The following is a 17,832-nucleotide window of genomic DNA, read 5'->3' as shown; positions in this document are numbered from 1 at the left end:
GATTATCTACCTCCTTTTATCACCGTTTGTAAACTATTAAACTTACCGTTTATACGTTCAATTAAACTTTGATAATAAATTTGATTCTGAGCTAATTCAGCCATTTGCTTGTCAATATCGACATTGTTTCCATTGTGATTGTAGGTAGTATCCTGGTTGACCACAATTTTATATGGTTGATTTGATTCATTACTAAACGGGATATGTTTAGGATGTGTGCGTTTAGCTGTAATAGAATTGGAAATTTCGTTTTGAAGGATATCTTTAAAAACAACGTCCCTTGCTTTATAATTAGGTGTGTCAACATTGGCAATATTGGACGTAATCGCCTGGTTCTTAACTGAAGCATAATTTAATGATTGCTGTAATGTATTAATCGTCCCACCAAACAACTCCATTTATTTCAAACCTCCCTAATAAATTTCTTTTTTTATTATTGACGGTCAAAAAATATAATTTATATACGAATATTGTAATTTATATCCGCTTTAAAGTCCATCAAAATTCGACATTATTTACCCTTTAACACCGAAAACAGTAGCAAATAACTAGGTATTATTAACTATTTGCAAAAACAACAGCAAATATTGGTGTAGAAATTTGTTATACTACCAAGTGATAAAATTTAGTGAAGTAAATTATCTTTCAAAATAAAAAATCCTAGACCTTTTGGTCTAGGATTTTTAGCTTATATAACGTTATATACCAGATAGAAATAAATTACATACTTCCTACTCTCGCTAGTATTATTTATCTAGAGCGTAATCTATCTAATTCTACTAAGAATTTATCATTTAGTACCTTGATATATGTTCCTTTCATACCAAGTGAGCGTGATTCAATAACTCCAGCACTTTCTAATTTTCTTAGTGCGTTTACGATAACGGAGCGTGTGATACCTACTCGGTCAGCAATTTTACTTGCTACTAGAAGCCCTTCATGTCCATTTAATTCTTCAAAAATATGATCAATAGCTTCTAGCTCGCTGTAGGAAAGTGAGCTGATAGCCATTTGCACTACTGCCTTACTTCTAGCTTCCATTTCAATTTCCTCTGTCTTTTCGTGAAGGATTTCCATACCTACAACTGTAGCACCGTATTCAGCAAGCAGTAAGTCATCATTGTTAAAGCTTTCCTTTAATCTACCAATAATTAATGTACCTAAGCGTTCTCCGCCTCCAATTATCGGAACGATAGTCGTAAGACCTGTTTTAAATAATTCACGATTCTCCACTGGGAATACAGTATATTGACTGTCGATGTCTAGGTTAGCTGTAGTTTCATGAATATGAAATAGCCCTTCCGTATATTCCTCTGGAAATTGTCTCTCTTCCAGCATAGATTTCATGCGCTCATTCTCAATTTCCTGGTTAATAGCATAACCTAATAACTTACCTCTTCTGCTAAGAATGAAAACATTTCCTTTGATAACATCTGTTAGAGATGCTGCCATGTCATTAAAGTTTACTGATTTTCCTGTAGCCTTTTGCAACATTGAGTTAATTTTTCTTGCGCGATCTAATAGTTCCATTTTACTGATTTCCTCCATTTAATATATTTTATAAGATAAATTGACTTAAATCTTTATTCTTAACAATTGTGCTTAATTTTTGATCAACGTATTCAGGAGTTATTTCCACAGTCTCCATAGAAACGTCCGGTGCTTCAAACGATAGATCCTCTAATAGCTTCTCTAGTATTGTATGAAGCCTCCTAGCACCAATGTTATCTGTATCTTGGTTGACCTGATAAGCGATTTCAGCAATTCTATTAACAGCTTTGTCGGTAAATACGACATTTATACCTTCCGTTTTTAGCAAAGCTTGATATTGCTTTAATAGAGCGTTTGAAGGTTCGTTTAATATTCGTACAAAATCATCTATGGATAATTTTTCCAATTCTACTCGAATTGGAAACCTTCCTTGTAGCTCTGGTATTAAATCTGATGGTTTTGCCATGTGAAATGCCCCAGCAGCAATAAATAGCATATAATCCGTTTTGACAGGACCATATTTTGTTACAACTGTTGATCCTTCAACTATTGGTAAAATATCTCGTTGCACTCCTTCACGCGAAACATTTGGTGAGTTGTCATGTTTTCCTGCAACTTTATCAATTTCATCAATAAAAATGATTCCAGATTGCTCTGCCCTTTTTATTGCTTCCTGAGAAACTTCCTCCATGTCCACCAACTTCTGTGCCTCTTGCTGGGTTAACACTTTTCTCGCTTCGGAAACAGGTAGCTTACGTTTCTTTTTCTTTTTCGGCATAAATTGCCCTAATGCATCCTGCATATTCATTCCCATTTGTTCCATACCAGACCCCTGTAATAAGTCGAACATGGAAGGGGGAACCTCTTCAATTTCAATTGTTACAATTGTGTCCTCTAACTCCCCTAATGCTAGTTGATGTGCTATTCTACTACGTTTACTTTTAATCTCTTCATCCTTTTCACCGTTCTCATCAGAGTCTTCATGACCTCCTCCTCCAGAAAAAAGCATTTCAAATGGGTTGGTAATAGTGGATTGCTTTTTAACTTTAGGAACAAGCAGTTTTACTAGCTTTTTGTCTGCCTCTTCTTTCGCTTTGTCTTTGACACTTTCCATCTTTTCTTCCTTGACCATCCGCATGGACATTTCCACAAGATCACGAACCATGGATTCGACATCTCGACCCACATATCCAACCTCAGTAAACTTTGTCGCCTCTACCTTCACAAATGGTGCACCAACTAATTTGGCAAGTCTTCTTGCTATTTCTGTTTTACCAACACCAGTAGGACCAATCATTAGAATGTTTTTCGGGACTATTTCATCTCGTAACTTATCGTCTAGTAATGTTCGACGATATCTATTCCGAAGAGCTACCGCTACTGACTTTTTGGCACTGTGCTGACCTATGATATAGTTATCAAGTTGATTCACGATCTGTCTCGGAGTAAAGTTCATTTCCATTTATTTATGGCCTCCTCATTAATCTAGTACCTCTAGAGTAATCTGATCGTTTGTAAACACACAAATTTCACCGGCAATTTTCATTGCTGCAAGCGCAATATCTTTAGCTGACAAATGCTCTGCATAGGATACAAGAGCTCTACCCGCACTTAGTGCATAATTTCCACCTGAACCAATAGCCAATATTCCATCATCCGGCTCGATTACCTCACCGGTTCCAGAAATAAGTAGCATACTTTCTCTGTTCATCACAATTAACATTGCTTCAAGCTTTCTAAGTACTTTATCACTGCGCCACTCTTGTGCTAATTCAACCGCTGCTCTTGTCAGATTGCCATTAAAAGCCTCTAATTTCCCTTCAAATTTTTCGAAGAGGGTAAAAGCGTCTGCGACAGATCCTGCAAAACCTGCAAGCACTTGACCATTATACAATCTTCTTACTTTTTTTGCTTTATGCTTCATGACAACTGAATTGCCTAGTGTTACTTGCCCATCACCACTCATAGCACATTCACCTTTATGCTGAACGGCAAATATCGTGGTAGCATGAATTTCTTGTGCCAATAAAATCACCTCATCCGTTATTCTCGACTTTTAGCTCTCGGATGGCTATTTAAATAAATATTACGTAAATGATCCTTTGTCACATGTGTATAAATTTGTGTAGTAGATAGATTTTCATGTCCGAGTAACTCTTGAACTGTCCGTAAGTCTGCACCTTCATTTAACATATGAGTCGCAAATGTGTGCCTGATCTTATGAGGGTGAACATTTACAGTTAGCGCTGCTTTTTCTACCATTTTATCAAGTACTAAACGAATTCCTCTTGTTGTGATAGAATTCCCTCTAGCGTTTAGAAATAGAGCTTCAGCATTCGTCCCGTTCTTTTCAAGTAGCTGCCTTCTACCATCCTGTATGTATACCTGAAGTGCCTTTTCGGCAAAGGTACCGAATGGAACGTATCGCTCTTTTCTACCCTTCCCTTTAACAAGCAACGTACCAATTGAAAAGTCTATATCTCGAATCCTTAACTGCTGACATTCACTTACACGGATTCCAGTTCCATATAAAATTTCAATTAGAGCTTGATTCCTTTGACCCAAGGGATCTGCTAAGTCATTGACTTCAAATAGTTTTTCTATCTCTTCTTCATATAGGAAGCCCGGAATTGCTTTAGCTGCCTTAGGTAATGTAATTACCATAAAAGGGTTGGAATCTACTATTTCCTCTCGCTCGAGAAACTTATAAAATGTTCGTAAACTAGAAATTTTTCTAGATACCGATTTCCGCGATAACTTTCTATTGTAAAGTGTTGTTAAGAAAAGTCGAACAGTTTGTTGGTCAATATCTTGTAACACAATAATTCCCTCTTGCAATAAAAAAGACAAGAACTCCTGCAAATCATGTTGGTAATATTCTATTGTGTATGGTGAAGCATTTTTTTCTATTTGAAGATATTCTGTAAACAACTGTTGATATTCACCAAAGCGTTCCAAATCCTCACCTCAACTTGACAGCCATTTAAAAATATACCATACACAGAGGCGGAAATGCAATAAATTTAACAAAATTGTAACAAAATTCTGAATTGATTGCAATACCTACCCATTCGTGACTATTTTTGAAGCATTATCTTACATGATAAACCAATTCTAGTATATAATAGTGTCAAGTACATTCGCTTACCAATGCTTTATTATAGCGATTACGAAATAATTAGTCAACGAAGAAGTCTTCATTTTTCGACATAATTCGATACCTTCAAATATTGCGAATTAACTTTATACACATTATTTTTACCAATTATCCAAAAATTATAATCAAAAGCTATATTACTTTCTTTCCCTTGATAATCCAATATCAAACTTTTCCTATGATTATGCTAAATAGAGTCACTCAGAAACCTGAGTGACTCTTTATTACCCTTGACTATTTTCTTTATAATCACAGTTGGTACATACAATTTGCGTTTCTTTCTTCCCGCGTTTTTCAACGAGTAAAGAATCACATTTTGGACATGGCCTTGCAATCGGTTTATCCCAAGAGACAAAGTCACACTCTGGAAATCGATCACAACCATAAAATAATCGTTGTTTTTTGGATTTTCTTTCTACTACATTGCCTTCTTTACATTTTGGACAGGTTACACCTATGTCCTTTAGAATCGGCTTTGTGTTGCGACAATCTGGAAAGTTTGAGCAAGCTAGGAATTTGCCATATCGCCCCATTTTATAAACCATTTCATGACCACAGTTCTCACAAGTGACTCCTGCAGGCTCATCTCTTATCTCAACTTTATCCATTTCCTCTTCTGCTTTTGCTAATCGCTTTTGGAAGCCATTGTAAAAGTCATCAACAATATTAACCCACTCTATCTTTCCCTCTTCTATCGCATCTAAATCATTTTCCATTTTAGCTGTAAAGTCTGCATCAATAATTTCAGGGAAAAACTCTTTTAAGGATTCTATTACAATAATTCCCAGTTCAGTAGGAACAAATCGTTTATTATCTAGTGTGACATAGCCACGACGTTGTATCGTGTCAATTGTTGGTGCGTAAGTAGAAGGTCTTCCAATTCCTAATTCCTCCATCGTTTTTACAAGTCTTGCCTCTGTATAACGTGGAGGTGGCTGTGTAAAATGCTGATTTGGATTAATTTCTTCAGCATTAATTTCCATACCCGCTTCTAAATCAGGTAGCATCCTATTCTCTTCTTTTTGATTATCATCTGATCCCTCTATATAGACTTTCATAAATCCTTTGAATTTGACTGTAGAGCCTGTTGCACGAAATTCTACATTATTATTCAGCATTTTGACAGTCATCGTATCTAGGATTGCTGGTGCCATTTGGCTTGCCAAGAAACGTTCCCAAATCAATTTATATAGACGAAGCTGATCTCTTGAAAGTTTATCTTTTAGCATGCCAGGTTCTCGTAGTATGGAAGTAGGGCGAATGGCTTCGTGTGCATCTTGTGCATTCCCTTTTTGTTTTTCAGCTTTGTTTTCACCGAGATACGATGCGCCATAGGTTTGTTCAATAAACCCTTTCGCTTCCTGTTTTGCAGTTTCCGATATACGTGTTGAGTCAGTACGCATATATGTTATTAAACCAGTAATACCGCCTGCCGATTTCCCTAAATCTATTCCTTCATACAGCTGCTGGGCAATCATCATTGTTTTCTTAGCACGGAAGTTTAGTTTTCTAGCTGCTTCCTGTTGCAAGGATGAGGTTGTAAATGGTTTTGCAGGATTTCGTTTTCTTTCTTTTTTAACCACATTATCAACAGAAAACTTTTTATCCACCATTATATCTAGTATTTTTTTTACATCCTCTTCGGAATTAAGCTCTAATTTCTTACCATCCATTCCGTAAAAGGAGCCCTCAAATGTATCTTTTCCTTTTTTAAAAACCCCTTCAATGGACCAGTACTCTTCTGGGTTAAAATTATTAATTTCATTTTCTCTATCTATTATTAGTTTTAATGCAACAGATTGAACGCGCCCAGCACTTAGTCCTTTTTTCACTTTTTTCCATAATAAAGGACTAATATTATAACCGACTAAACGGTCAAGTACTCTCCTTGCTTGCTGAGCATCAACAAGGTCCGTATCTATCGACCTTGGATTTTTAAATGAATCCTTAATCGCATCCTTCGTAATTTCATTAAATACTACTCGACATTGAGAGTTCTCATCAACATTAAGTGCATGAGCTAAATGCCAAGCAATCGCCTCACCCTCACGATCCGGGTCGGCAGCAAGAAATACTTTTTTCGCTTTTTTCGCAGATTTCTTCAAATCCTTTAAAATATCACCTTTACCTCGAATGGTAATATACTTTATCTTATATCCATCTTCTACATCAACTCCCATTTGACTCTTCGGTAAGTCAATAACATGTCCCATGGAAGCTTTTACTTTATATTTTTTTCCCAAGTATCGTTCAATTGTTTTAGCTTTTGCAGGCGATTCAACAATTACGAGATAGTCAGCCATTCTATTCCTCCTTAACTGAGGTAACGAAAATCTAGTACAAGTAATCCTAAATCCTTCGTGTCCTAAAAAGTGCTATACATCTTAATGTAAGAATAGATAATTAAAATGTCAATATTTTCAGTTTTAACTTTCTATTCAATAATAAACTTCTTCATTAAATCCTCACTAATATTAAATATATACGCTTCATTTGTCAAACATACAATATAACTTTATTTCAAAATTCCTGTAATGTGGTACCAATTATCCTTCAAAATTTCCCAGTCTAAAAATATATCTTCATAGGTTTGGACAAGTTTTGCTCCGTCTTGTATCAATTGCAGACAACCCTTTGATTCTAGAATATAAGGTGGTCCTGGTACGGCATATACCTCCCTGCCTTGATCTAAAGCTTGATCAACTGTTATTAATGTCCCACTTTTTTCGGTTGCTTCGATTACAAGTGTACCAAATGACAACCCACTTATTATACGATTTCTTTCGGGGAAGTGATAAGGCTTTGGTCTAACATTAGGCGGATATTCTGATATAGCTAGTCCATTTTGAGTAATATGCTTGAATAGCATACTATTTTCTTGTGGATATACATGATGAAATCCACTACCTAATACGGCTATTGTTTTCCCTTTATGAAGGAGTGCCAATCTATGGGCATAGCTGTCTATCCCCCTAGCCATTCCACTAACAATGACCCATTTCTGCTGAACTAGTGGCGTTACGATAAATTTCATATTAGGATATGCCAAAGGAGATGGCTTTCTAGTACCAATTACACTTAATAAGGGGGCAGATGTTAATAGGGATAAATTCCCAGCTGCATATAACACGATTGGGGCATCCTTAATAGCTTTTAACATAGGAGGATAGTTATCGTCAAGTATAGTAATAATCGAATATCGTTTTTGATCACGATAAATATCTTGTATTATCTTTTCATTATGTAAATCTTGGTATAGTAATTCAGATTTTTCTTGGTTAGTGGAAAGATATCTACTTAACTGTGAGGAGGATAACTGAAAGACATTTTTAAGGGAAGGATCAATTTGAAGGAGCCTACGGAGTTTTTGGCGTGATATGCCTCGACATCGATGAAGATGTATAAGTCTAATTTTACGATTTATTAGCAAAGCTTCACTTCCTTTCTATATTAAGGAAGGAATCTAAAAGAATTAACTCTTTTAGATTCCTTTTCATTTCGAGAAAAAATATTAGTGAAAATTACCTAAAAGGTATTAGTGAGTTTTACATTTTTCAGCTAATCCTTTTTCCTTAAGAACACGAATCATTGTTTCTCCAATAACCGCTGGTGTTTCAGCAACTTCAATTCCGCATTCATTCATCACACGTATTTTCTCTTCTGCGGTACCTTTACCACCAGAGATAATTGCTCCAGCATGGCCCATTCGTTTTCCTGGAGGTGCTGTTGCTCCACCTATGAAGCCTACTACTGGTTTTGTCATATTTGCTTTAACCCACTCAGCAGCCTCTTCTTCTGCAGTACCTCCAATTTCACCAATCATTACGACTGCATATGTTTCTGGGTCTTCATTAAATGCTTTTAGTACATCAATGAAATTAGTACCGTTTACAGGGTCTCCACCGATTCCTACTGCTGTAGTTTGACCATAGCCAGCTTGAGATAATTGATGAACTGCTTCATATGTTAATGTTCCAGAACGAGATACAACTCCAATATGCCCTTTTGTATGGATATATCCTGGCATAATTCCGATCTTACATTCACCAGGAGTGATGACACCTGGACAGTTTGGTCCTACTAAACGCGTTTTCTTACCTTCCATATAACGCTTTACTTTAACCATATCTAGGACTGGAATATGCTCTGTAATACAAATAACTAGGTCTAGCTCTGCATCTACTGCTTCTAAAATTGCATCTGCGGCAAAAGGAGCAGGAACATATATTACAGATGCAGTTGCACCTGTTGCATCTACCGCTTCCTTCACAGTATTAAATACAGGTACACCTTCAACCTCTGTACCGCCTTTTTTTGGTGTCACACCACCAACTATTTTAGTGCCATACTCAAGCATTTGCTTGGTGTGGAATCTAGCAGTACCACCAGTGATACCTTGGACAATTACTTTTGTATCTTTATTAACATAAACACTCATTTTCGTCCGTCCTTTCCAAAAACTAGTCTATTAATATACAAGATTTATTATCCGATTATGCACCTTTTACTAAAGATACAATTTTTTCTGCACCATCAGCCATAGAATCAGCAGGAATAATATTTAACCCAGATTCGTTTAGAATTTTCTTACCTAGGTCAACATTCGTTCCTTCTAGACGAACAACTAAAGGTAAATTTAATCCTACTTGTTTTGTAGCTTCTACAACACCTTCAGCTATAACATCACACTTCATAATGCCGCCAAAGATATTGACAAAAATACCTTTTACATTTTTATCGGACAAAATGATTTTAAACGCTTCTGTAACCTTTTCAGCAGTTGCACCGCCCCCAACATCTAAAAAGTTAGCCGGTTCGCCGCCATAGAATTTAATAATATCCATTGTTGACATTGCAAGCCCTGCACCATTAACCATACAACCGATATTACCATCTAATGCAACATAGCTAAGGTCATACTTAGATGCTTCGATTTCCTTTTCATCTTCTTCATCATAATCACGATATTCCACTACATCATTTTGACGATATAAAGCGTTATCATCAAAGTTTAATTTTGCATCTAGTGCTAATACTTCTCCATCACCTGTTGTAACAAGTGGGTTGATTTCTGCGATCGAACAATCTTTTTCTACAAATGCTTGATAAAGGCCAGACATGAATTTCACTGCTTTATTAATTAATTCATCTGGAATATTCATATTAAATGCTAGTCTACGAGCTTGATATCCGGATAAACCAACAACAGGGTCAATAACTTCTTTGAAGATTTTTTCAGGTGTCTTCGCTGCCACCTCTTCAATTTCAGTACCACCCTCTTCAGAGCCCATCATGACAACTCGAGAGGTAGCACGATCAAGTACTACACCAATATAATACTCTTTCTTAATATCACAGCCCTCTTCAATTAAAAGACGTTTCACTTCTTTACCTTCAGGGCCAGTTTGATGTGTTACAAGGGTTTTACCAAGAATTTCATTTGCATATGTACGAACTTCATCTAAATTCTTAGCTACCTTAACACCGCCCGCTTTACCGCGGCCACCTGCGTGAATTTGTGCTTTTACTACAGTAACAGAAGTGCCTAATTTCTCCGCTGCCTCTACAGCTTCATCTACTGTATATGCAACATATCCATTAGGAACTTTTACACCATATTTGCGTAAAATTTCTTTCCCTTGATACTCATGAATATTCATTCTTTGTCCTCCCATCAAAATTCACTGCATTTTTATTGTATTAAAAAACAGAAAATTGCACAAGAAAAGAGTAAAAAATATGTCGGAAATACTAGTCTTTCTTAATCCCTTCAAATCGTTGATCAGTTCGATAAATAAAAGCAAAGACTTCAGCCACTGCATGATAAAGCTCTTTAGGGATTTTTTCATTAATATCTAACTCTGCTAGTAATTCGACAAGTGTATGGTCTTCCATAATAGGAATCTGATTTTCTTTCGCTTTCTGAATAATCTCTTCAGCAATTAGTCCCTTCCCTGTTGCCGTCACCTTAGGCGCATAATCTTTTCTCGGGTCATATGATAATGCTACTGCCTTTTGTCTTTTTAGTTTCATATCCGATAATCAACTCCTCGATAGGTTTCATGCTGTTTTTCAGGAATATTATCCTTTTTGTCAGCTAATTGATTATTCGATAATGGTTTATATGTAACGGATGTTAACTGGTAATCAATTTTTGCCAAACCTTCTTTTAATCCAGATTTTAAATGATGGATGGTTTCATCTATTGGATAATCATTTAATATCGTCAAGGATATAGTACGCTTTTGAACGTGCATATCAATCACTGTTTTTTCAATATGACTCAAATCTAAAAAGAACATAATTCTACAAAACTCTTTATTCAACTCTCCATCTTTATTTTTAGTACCCTCAAAGGACAATTCAATATCGGAGCTTAGCCCAAATTTACCCGCTGGAATAACTAATTGCGCTTGTAAAAAATTGTCAGATTCCTGAATAGATTGTAATTGGACACCATTCATAAAATGTAACAACCTTGTAGCCACTTCCTGCGTATTACCATCAGATAGTTGCATTAATTGAGTTACCAAGCCTTTTAATGTATGCTGAGGATTCATTTCCTCCTGGTGAATTACTTTTTCATAATTTAAACCAGATTGAGTTAGAACATTTCTTGTTTGTTCCAAAAATAAATCCTTTAATATTCTAGTATGATGTTCACCTATTTTTGTTTGGTTCTCCTGGTTTGCTAAAATCTCTAGATCAATAATAATATTTCGCAAATCCTTTGGAGTATTAAGGACCTGAAAATCTACTTGTTGTGCAACAGTTCTCATTGTTTGCTGTAAGTCATATGTAAGTTTTCCAAACTGCTCTTCAGGTAATGCCATTCCCTTGGTAACACTTTCATGTAGTAAATTTCCCCATGTTTGTAGAAATAAAGCTGCCTGATCGCGGATTACTGGGGCTTTAGGTAAAATATTCGTTAGCACTTGTAAAATCCTATTATGATTATACTCAGTAACCATAACACTAGCATCCTGTTTATTTGTTTGCTGTAACTGTTGTCCCCAATCTGAATATTGCATGTCACGATTAATGAAACGAATTGCTTTTAAAAAGTTAAATGTTGCTGGGTTATCTGTCAGTCGCTGAACTAATTCTAATTTGTAATTCTCTGAACTCCCTGTATATCGAGCTAACAGTGTCATTAATTGCTGCTTTACTTGGTGATTGAGTTTCTGTTCTTGTTGAAGCGTCTGTTCAAGTAAAAGAAGCTGACTATAAAATTCATTACTTTCCCTTAAAAATAGGGAGAGATAAATATTCGGTGTTATCGGCATCCTATTAGAAAACATTTCTAGTAATACCTGCTGAGCTAATAACCTGTTTCCTGCGCGATCTAATAACAACACTGCTTGCTGTAACTGGTCTTTCTCAAAGGGGATTTTCTGTTGTAATAAAAGCTCAACGAATTCTGCATTGCCTTTTGTTGGTTTTATTCCAAATTGCTGTAAGAGACTTTCAGCGTTACTGAGCTGTGACTGTCTTAGGGCCTCTCCAATTACCTTTAATTGAGGAATTTCTCTTCCCTCCTGAACTTGAAAATGATACTTAGCACCAACCTCCAATGCTGCCTCTAATTGGGCAATCAATAATGTTGTCCCGAGCTGAATCTGAGCTTTATTATTTGGATAAATCGCTACTATTTTCCCTTGTACAATTTGACCAGGTCTTAAAGCTTGACCATCTTGTCTCAGATTTGCAATCACTTTTCCCATTACTTGTTGTATATTCAGCTTAAAACACCTCACTTTATCCTTTTTGACAATCGCGAACAGGTGCAAATGATTGACGATGATATGGTGATATTCCGTACATTTGTAATCCTTCCAAATGAGCTTTTGTACCATAGCCCATATTCGATCGAAAATCATACATCGGATATTGTTTATCAATTTCCTTCATGATACGATCTCGAGTTACTTTTGCCAATATGCTAGCAGCTGCAATTGAAATGCTATTCGCATCACCTTTAATAATAGATTCAGATGAACAATGTAGATTCTCAAGTTGAACAGCATCTATTAATATATGCTCAGCTGGAGGTTGTAATTGACCTATTGCTTTATGCATTGCCATTTTGGTTGCTTCAAGAATATTTAGATTGTCTATTGTTTGATTATCTATTATTGCAATTCCATAGCTTATAGCTTCCTCTTTAATTACAGCAAAGTACTCTTCCCTTTTTTGTTCAGATAATTGCTTAGAATCATTTAAACCTAGTAACTTAAAATCTCTTGGTAGTATCACCGCTGCAGCCACAACAGGTCCAGCAAGTGGGCCTCTTCCCGCTTCATCAACCCCAGCTACTAGATATTTTCCTTTTTCATAGCTAACTCTTTCATATGTACTCATTTCTTGGAAAAGTTGCTCTAACGCTTTCTCTTTCAATAATTGTTTTTCATAGGACGAGACAATCTGTTGAACGCCTTTGCGCTGATCGTTTTTTAACGTCAGAATGTCCGCTTCTTTTAGCTTCCCTGCTTGAAACAATGCCTTTATTTCATTAATAGATTGAGCTTTCATTTTTAATTTCCTTTCCCTTATGTTCTATATCGGCAGAATTAGAAAAAAGAAAAGACATCCATCTAAATTGATGGATGCCTTATTCTTCCGTTACTGGTTTTTCTAGGGTAATATTTCCAAGTTTACCAGTCCTTAAATCACGTAGTACAATTTCAGCAACCTTATCAAAATTAACATTTCCCCCGCTTTCTAAGGCACCTCGAAGCTTACCAATTTGGATAAAAACTTCCAGCATATCATCCTCCGAGACTTCTATTTGGTACCGTTCCAGCAAAAGGCTAGGGTAATTCTCTTGTAAATAGCGAATAACAAAAGCAACGATATCTTGCAATGACAATAATTGGTCTTTAATCGTACCAATAGCAGCTAATCGATAGCCGACGATCTGATCCTCAAATTTAGGCCAAAGGATTCCAGGCGTATCAAGTAATTCAAAATCCTTTTTCACTTTTATCCAAAGCTGCTGTTTCGTGACACCAGGCCTGTCTCCAACCTTAGCAATTTTCTTATTTGCTAGCCGATTAATTAAAGTTGACTTTCCTACATTCGGTATACCCACAATCATAGCCCTAGCTGGTCTAGGTTTAATACCCTTTTTAATCATTTTTTCTAATTTTTGCTGTCCTAATTCTTTTGCGAGCTGAATTACACGACTAATATCAGCCTTATCATTTACGTTTACGGCTAATGCGGGAATACCTCTCTCTTTAAAATAAGCTATCCAATCTTCCGTAATTTTTGCATCTGCTAAATCACGCTTCATGAGTAACATCATTTTTGATTTTTGCTGTAATATTTGCTGGAGCATTGGGTTTTGCGAAGATAGTGGTGCCCTTGCATCGACTAGCTCCATGACAAAGTCAACTAACTTCAGTCTTTCTTCAATTTCCCTTCTTGCTTTTGCCATATGTCCTGGAAACCACTGAATTGTCATATAAAATCTACTCTCCTAACAACTGCATACGATCAAATGGCCAATAAATGACACTCGCCTTCCCAACTATTTGATCAATTGGTATCGGTCCAAGTATTCTACTGTCAGTAGAATTCGTACGGTTATCTCCTAATACAAAGACATGTCCTTCGGGAACGGTTGAATAATTCCCGGTAACTTCTTCTAACGTAAAATCATATGTCATTACTATATTATCATCTTGAAAAAACTTTTCCTTTATAGGTTGTCCATTTATGTATAAAACATTGTCCTTATATGCTACATGATCACCAGGCAGCCCAATAACTCGTTTTATAAAGTCCTTTTGATCATTCGCATGAAAAACAACAATATCAAATCTTTCTGGTTCATCAATACGATAAATAAATTTATTTACTATCATTTGGTCACGATTATGTAGTGTTGGCTGCATAGATGGGCCATCGACAACTATTGGTGTGAAAAGAAATGTTCTAACGAGAAAAGCTAATACAAATGCTATTAATAAGGCTTTAACCCAATCAAACCAATCACTTTTTTCTTTTGTCTTTGCCATTTTCTAGAACCTCCAAAACCTACAATATGGATGACATTATTAATATTATCATTCTTTTATCCCTTATGAAACTGGCTGAAGGATTTTCTTAAGTAAAAAGGAGCTTGAACATGTACCAAGCTCCTTTCTAACTTTTGATTTTGTATTCTTTTCTTATCGACGCTCTTTAATACGCGCTGCTTTTCCGCGTAGGTTACGAAGATAGTAAAGTTTCGCACGACGAACAATACCGCGGCGAGTAACTTCAATTTTATCAACACGAGGTGAATGTACTGGGAAAGTACGTTCTACACCAACACCATAAGAAATTTTTCTTACAGTAAATGTCTCGCTGATTCCACCGTTTTGACGTTTAATAACGACACCTTCGAAAACCTGGATACGTTCACGAGTTCCTTCTACTACCTTAACGTGAACTTTAACAGTATCTCCTGGGCGGAAATCAGGATGATCAGTACGAAGTTGATCTTTTGTGATTTCTTCGATTAATTTTTGCATCCTGCTTCACTCCTTCCAAACCAATGCTCTTATTACACGTTATGTAACAGCGGAACATCGTTTATAAGCACTTAAGCGCACTTAAGCACAATAAATAATATACCATAACAAGAAGTAGACTTCAATCTTTTATTTTTTATTTTTCTACGACGAAGATGTAATGTAAATCCATACGACATCTTCCTTATTTATCGTCCATTATTTCCTTTAGAATCAATCTATCTTCTTCCGAAAGAGGATAATTGTTTAATAAGTCCTTACGACGTTGAAGTGTTCTCTTTAGTGATTCTCTATGTCTCCAAGCATCGATTTTTGCATGGTCCCCTGAAAGTAGCACATCTGGAACCCTCATTCCCCTAAAATCAGCTGGTCTCGTATAGTGAGGATGCTCTAATAAACCAGATGAAAACGAGTCCATCGGAGCTGACTCACTATTGCCTAGTACATCAGGCAACAATCTAACGATACTATCCACTACTACCATTGCACCTAGCTCTCCACCAGTTAATACATAATCTCCAATGGAGATTTCATCAGTAACTAAATGTTCTCGGATACGTTCATCGTACCCCTCATAATGACCACATATAATGATTAAATGCTCTTCTCTCGACAGTTCTTCAGCTTTCTTCTGCGTATATCTCTCACCCTGAGGACACATTAATAAAACTCGAGGTTTAGAGGGCCTTTTTTTCGTAATTGCTTCCATAGCATCAAAAATAGGCTGTGGTGCTAAGACCATCCCAGCTCCACCACCGTATGGATAATCGTCCACTTTATGATGTTTGTTGGTTGTATAATCGCGAAAATTAACCAGTTGGTAGCTAAAGCTATTTTTATCCTGAGCCTTCTTTAGTATGGATGTATTAAACACGCCTTCAATCATTTCTGGAAATAGCGTTAATATATCAATATGCATTACTCTAGCAATCCTTCCATTGGTTCAATTACTACTTTCTTTCCTTCCACATCGATTTCAAGAACAACATCCTCGATGTATGGAATCAGTATATCCTTCCCGCTTTGTCGCTGAACTACCCAAACATCATTGGCACCCGGTGATAGGATTTCTTTTATATGTCCGACTGCTTCACCAGAGGTTGTATACACTTCACAGCCAATTATCTCATGATAGTAATATTCATTTTCTTCTAATTCAGTTAGCTGGGATTCTGTAATTTTTAAAAAAGAGCCTTTAAAATGCTCTACATCGTTAATATTATTTAACCCTTGAAAATGTATTAAATCATATCCCTTGTGTATCCGATGTCCATCGATAATCAGTTCTTCTATCTTTTTCTGATCACTTACCAGGTAAAGCGTATTCCCAATATTAAATCGTTCATCAAAATCACTGATACGCAAAACCTTTACATCGCCACGTATTCCATGTGTATTAATAATCTTTCCTACCGTGTACATTTTTTCATTCATTCTATCTCACCCACTATTTATCAATCCGAATTACAATGTCATCTTTTATAACGATTGCTGTTTGTTCTATTAATTCATTCCAATGCGTACCAACATTCACTTCAACAAGAGCCTCAACTTCACCCTCCACAATTTCACTTCCAATATCGAGCATTTCTAGTTGTTCTATTTTAAAGACGATAAGGTTGATTTTTTCTTTCCGTTTTTTGATTTCTTGCTGAAAACGACTTTGAAGCTGTTGCTTAGAGATACCTTTTTTATTTTGTAATTTTCGCTGTTCAAATAACAGCTGTTGACACTCTTGTTCAAGACGCATTTTTTGATTATTGAATTTTTGTTTTAAAGCTGATTTACTATTTTCAGTAATGACCTGTTTAATGACTACCTTTTTTATGATATTCATTTAAATTCCTCACTCTCAATCATACCTCTAATAGAAAAATTGAAATCTATTCCAGCACTACTAGAACAGAAGTTATTGTGTTTTCGTGAAGTGAAAATTTAAATTGTTTCTCTAGACGGTGTAATCACCTGTAGGAGAATGAGTAAAAAGGGAAAGGTTTCCCTTTCCCTCACATGATATCTAGATAGATTCGTTTATTTGCATCCGTTTTGGCTGCATAAACCACAGTACGAATCGCTTTAGCGATACGGCCATTTTTGCCAATTACCTTACCAACGTCATTCTGATTGACAGTGAGATGATAAACAATTTTAGTTTCCTCTTCTCTTTCTGTCACATTAACATCCTCTGGATAATCAACTAATGGTGTAACAATCGATTCAATTAGGGCTTTCATGATATCACACTACTTTACTTATTAGTTTTTTGTTCGTGGAATTTCTTCATGATGCCTTCTTTAGAAAATAAATTACGTACTGTATCACTTGGCTTAGCACCTTTTGCCATCCAATCAAGTGCTTTTGCTTCATCTATTTTAACTTCAACTGGATCAACTACAGGGTTATAAGTTCCAATTTGCTCAATAGAACGTCCGTCACGAGGAGAACGTGAATCAGCTACAACAATACGATAGAATGGATTTCTTTTAGAACCCATACGTTTTAAACGAATTTTTACTGCCATTACTTGCACCTCCATTATTATGTTCTCACAAGAATTGATTTTAACAGAAAGTTTTTAGTCTGTAAAGTGTTTTTACATTACATCTTGTTTTTTATACTATTTTTAAACATTATCAATAAATGCTGGTTGCTAGATGTCCGTGA

Annotated in this window: 20 protein-coding genes; all 20 read right to left on the bottom strand. The window is 36.0% G+C overall.

The window, feature by feature from the left end; translation table 11 throughout:
- Nucleotides 1-2 precede the first annotated feature (2 nt).
- The 20 genes from flgB to rpsP all read right to left on the bottom strand — a co-directional run bounded on the left by flgB (nucleotide 3) and on the right by rpsP (nucleotide 17,689).
- On the bottom strand, nucleotides 3-398 hold the full coding sequence (gene flgB, locus HNR27_RS16220) for a flagellar basal body rod protein FlgB (RefSeq protein WP_429340516.1): 396 nt from the start codon (nucleotides 396-398) through the stop codon (nucleotides 3-5).
- Nucleotides 399-750: 352 nt separating this feature from the next.
- Nucleotides 751-1,530: a GTP-sensing pleiotropic transcriptional regulator CodY gene (codY, locus tag HNR27_RS16215; RefSeq protein ID WP_212919633.1), complete on the bottom strand. Its 780-nt coding sequence runs from the start codon at nucleotides 1,528-1,530 to the stop codon at nucleotides 751-753.
- A 28-nt stretch (nucleotides 1,531-1,558) separates the two neighbouring features.
- The gene (hslU, locus tag HNR27_RS16210) at nucleotides 1,559-2,953 is read right to left on the bottom strand and encodes an ATP-dependent protease ATPase subunit HslU (protein WP_429340515.1); all 1,395 of its coding nucleotides are present in this window, start codon (nucleotides 2,951-2,953) and stop codon (nucleotides 1,559-1,561) included.
- A gap of 18 nt (nucleotides 2,954-2,971) precedes the next feature.
- The gene (hslV, locus tag HNR27_RS16205; RefSeq protein WP_212919631.1) at nucleotides 2,972-3,517 is read right to left on the bottom strand and encodes an ATP-dependent protease subunit HslV; all 546 of its coding nucleotides are present in this window, start codon (nucleotides 3,515-3,517) and stop codon (nucleotides 2,972-2,974) included.
- Between the two features lie 17 nt (nucleotides 3,518-3,534).
- Nucleotides 3,535-4,449 (bottom strand): tyrosine recombinase XerC, encoded by a 915-nt coding sequence (gene xerC / locus HNR27_RS16200; protein WP_429340514.1) that lies wholly within the window; start codon nucleotides 4,447-4,449, stop codon nucleotides 3,535-3,537.
- A gap of 423 nt (nucleotides 4,450-4,872) precedes the next feature.
- A complete protein-coding gene (topA, locus tag HNR27_RS16195) occupies nucleotides 4,873-6,951 on the bottom strand; it encodes a type I DNA topoisomerase (RefSeq protein WP_429340513.1) in 2,079 nt (692 codons plus the stop codon).
- A gap of 212 nt (nucleotides 6,952-7,163) precedes the next feature.
- Entirely contained in the window at nucleotides 7,164-8,078 is a 915-nt protein-coding gene (dprA, locus tag HNR27_RS16190; protein WP_429340512.1) for a DNA-processing protein DprA, read from the bottom strand.
- 105 nt (nucleotides 8,079-8,183) lie between these two features.
- Nucleotides 8,184-9,086, bottom strand: coding sequence for a succinate--CoA ligase subunit alpha (gene sucD, locus HNR27_RS16185; RefSeq protein WP_212919627.1), 903 nt, complete (start codon nucleotides 9,084-9,086; stop codon nucleotides 8,184-8,186).
- A 55-nt stretch (nucleotides 9,087-9,141) separates the two neighbouring features.
- Nucleotides 9,142-10,308 carry an ADP-forming succinate--CoA ligase subunit beta gene (gene sucC, locus HNR27_RS16180; protein WP_429340511.1) on the bottom strand — a complete coding sequence of 389 codons (1,167 nt, stop codon included), beginning with the start codon at nucleotides 10,306-10,308 and terminating at the stop codon, nucleotides 9,142-9,144.
- A 91-nt stretch (nucleotides 10,309-10,399) separates the two neighbouring features.
- Nucleotides 10,400-10,681 carry an EscU/YscU/HrcU family type III secretion system export apparatus switch protein gene (locus tag HNR27_RS16175; protein WP_212919625.1) on the bottom strand — a complete coding sequence of 94 codons (282 nt, stop codon included), beginning with the start codon at nucleotides 10,679-10,681 and terminating at the stop codon, nucleotides 10,400-10,402.
- Nucleotides 10,678-12,405, bottom strand: a complete 1,728-nt coding sequence (locus tag HNR27_RS16170) for a hypothetical protein (RefSeq protein WP_429340510.1) — start codon at nucleotides 12,403-12,405, stop codon at nucleotides 10,678-10,680. Before HNR27_RS16170 ends, HNR27_RS16175 begins: the two co-directional genes overlap by 4 nt.
- A 1-nt stretch (nucleotide 12,406) precedes the next feature.
- On the bottom strand, nucleotides 12,407-13,180 hold the full coding sequence (rnhB, locus tag HNR27_RS16165; RefSeq protein WP_429340509.1) for a ribonuclease HII: 774 nt from the start codon (nucleotides 13,178-13,180) through the stop codon (nucleotides 12,407-12,409).
- 79 nt (nucleotides 13,181-13,259) lie between these two features.
- The gene (gene ylqF, locus HNR27_RS16160) at nucleotides 13,260-14,114 is read right to left on the bottom strand and encodes a ribosome biogenesis GTPase YlqF (RefSeq protein WP_429340508.1); all 855 of its coding nucleotides are present in this window, start codon (nucleotides 14,112-14,114) and stop codon (nucleotides 13,260-13,262) included.
- Nucleotides 14,115-14,121: 7 nt separating this feature from the next.
- On the bottom strand, nucleotides 14,122-14,670 hold the full coding sequence (lepB, locus tag HNR27_RS16155) for a signal peptidase I (protein WP_212919621.1): 549 nt from the start codon (nucleotides 14,668-14,670) through the stop codon (nucleotides 14,122-14,124).
- Nucleotides 14,671-14,823: 153 nt separating this feature from the next.
- Entirely contained in the window at nucleotides 14,824-15,168 is a 345-nt protein-coding gene (gene rplS / locus HNR27_RS16150; protein ID WP_212919620.1) for a 50S ribosomal protein L19, read from the bottom strand.
- Nucleotides 15,169-15,352: 184 nt separating this feature from the next.
- On the bottom strand, nucleotides 15,353-16,087 hold the full coding sequence (gene trmD, locus HNR27_RS16145) for a tRNA (guanosine(37)-N1)-methyltransferase TrmD (RefSeq protein WP_212919619.1): 735 nt from the start codon (nucleotides 16,085-16,087) through the stop codon (nucleotides 15,353-15,355).
- On the bottom strand, nucleotides 16,087-16,602 hold the full coding sequence (gene rimM / locus HNR27_RS16140) for a ribosome maturation factor RimM (protein WP_212919618.1): 516 nt from the start codon (nucleotides 16,600-16,602) through the stop codon (nucleotides 16,087-16,089). Before rimM ends, trmD begins: the two co-directional genes overlap by 1 nt.
- Before the next feature lie 13 nt (nucleotides 16,603-16,615).
- A complete protein-coding gene (locus tag HNR27_RS16135; protein ID WP_212919617.1) occupies nucleotides 16,616-17,005 on the bottom strand; it encodes a YlqD family protein in 390 nt (129 codons plus the stop codon).
- A 169-nt stretch (nucleotides 17,006-17,174) separates the two neighbouring features.
- Nucleotides 17,175-17,402, bottom strand: coding sequence for a KH domain-containing protein (locus HNR27_RS16130; protein WP_212919616.1), 228 nt, complete (start codon nucleotides 17,400-17,402; stop codon nucleotides 17,175-17,177).
- 14 nt (nucleotides 17,403-17,416) lie between these two features.
- Entirely contained in the window at nucleotides 17,417-17,689 is a 273-nt protein-coding gene (gene rpsP, locus HNR27_RS16125) for a 30S ribosomal protein S16 (protein ID WP_212919615.1), read from the bottom strand.
- Between the last annotated feature and the right edge of the window lie 143 nt (nucleotides 17,690-17,832).

This window comes from Ornithinibacillus bavariensis (assembly GCF_050433565.1).
In the GTDB taxonomy this organism is placed as follows: domain Bacteria; phylum Bacillota; class Bacilli; order Bacillales; family Amphibacillaceae; genus Ornithinibacillus; species Ornithinibacillus bavariensis.
The sequence above is the reverse complement of the archived record's forward strand: the minus strand, read 5'-3'. Positions and strand labels throughout refer to the sequence as shown.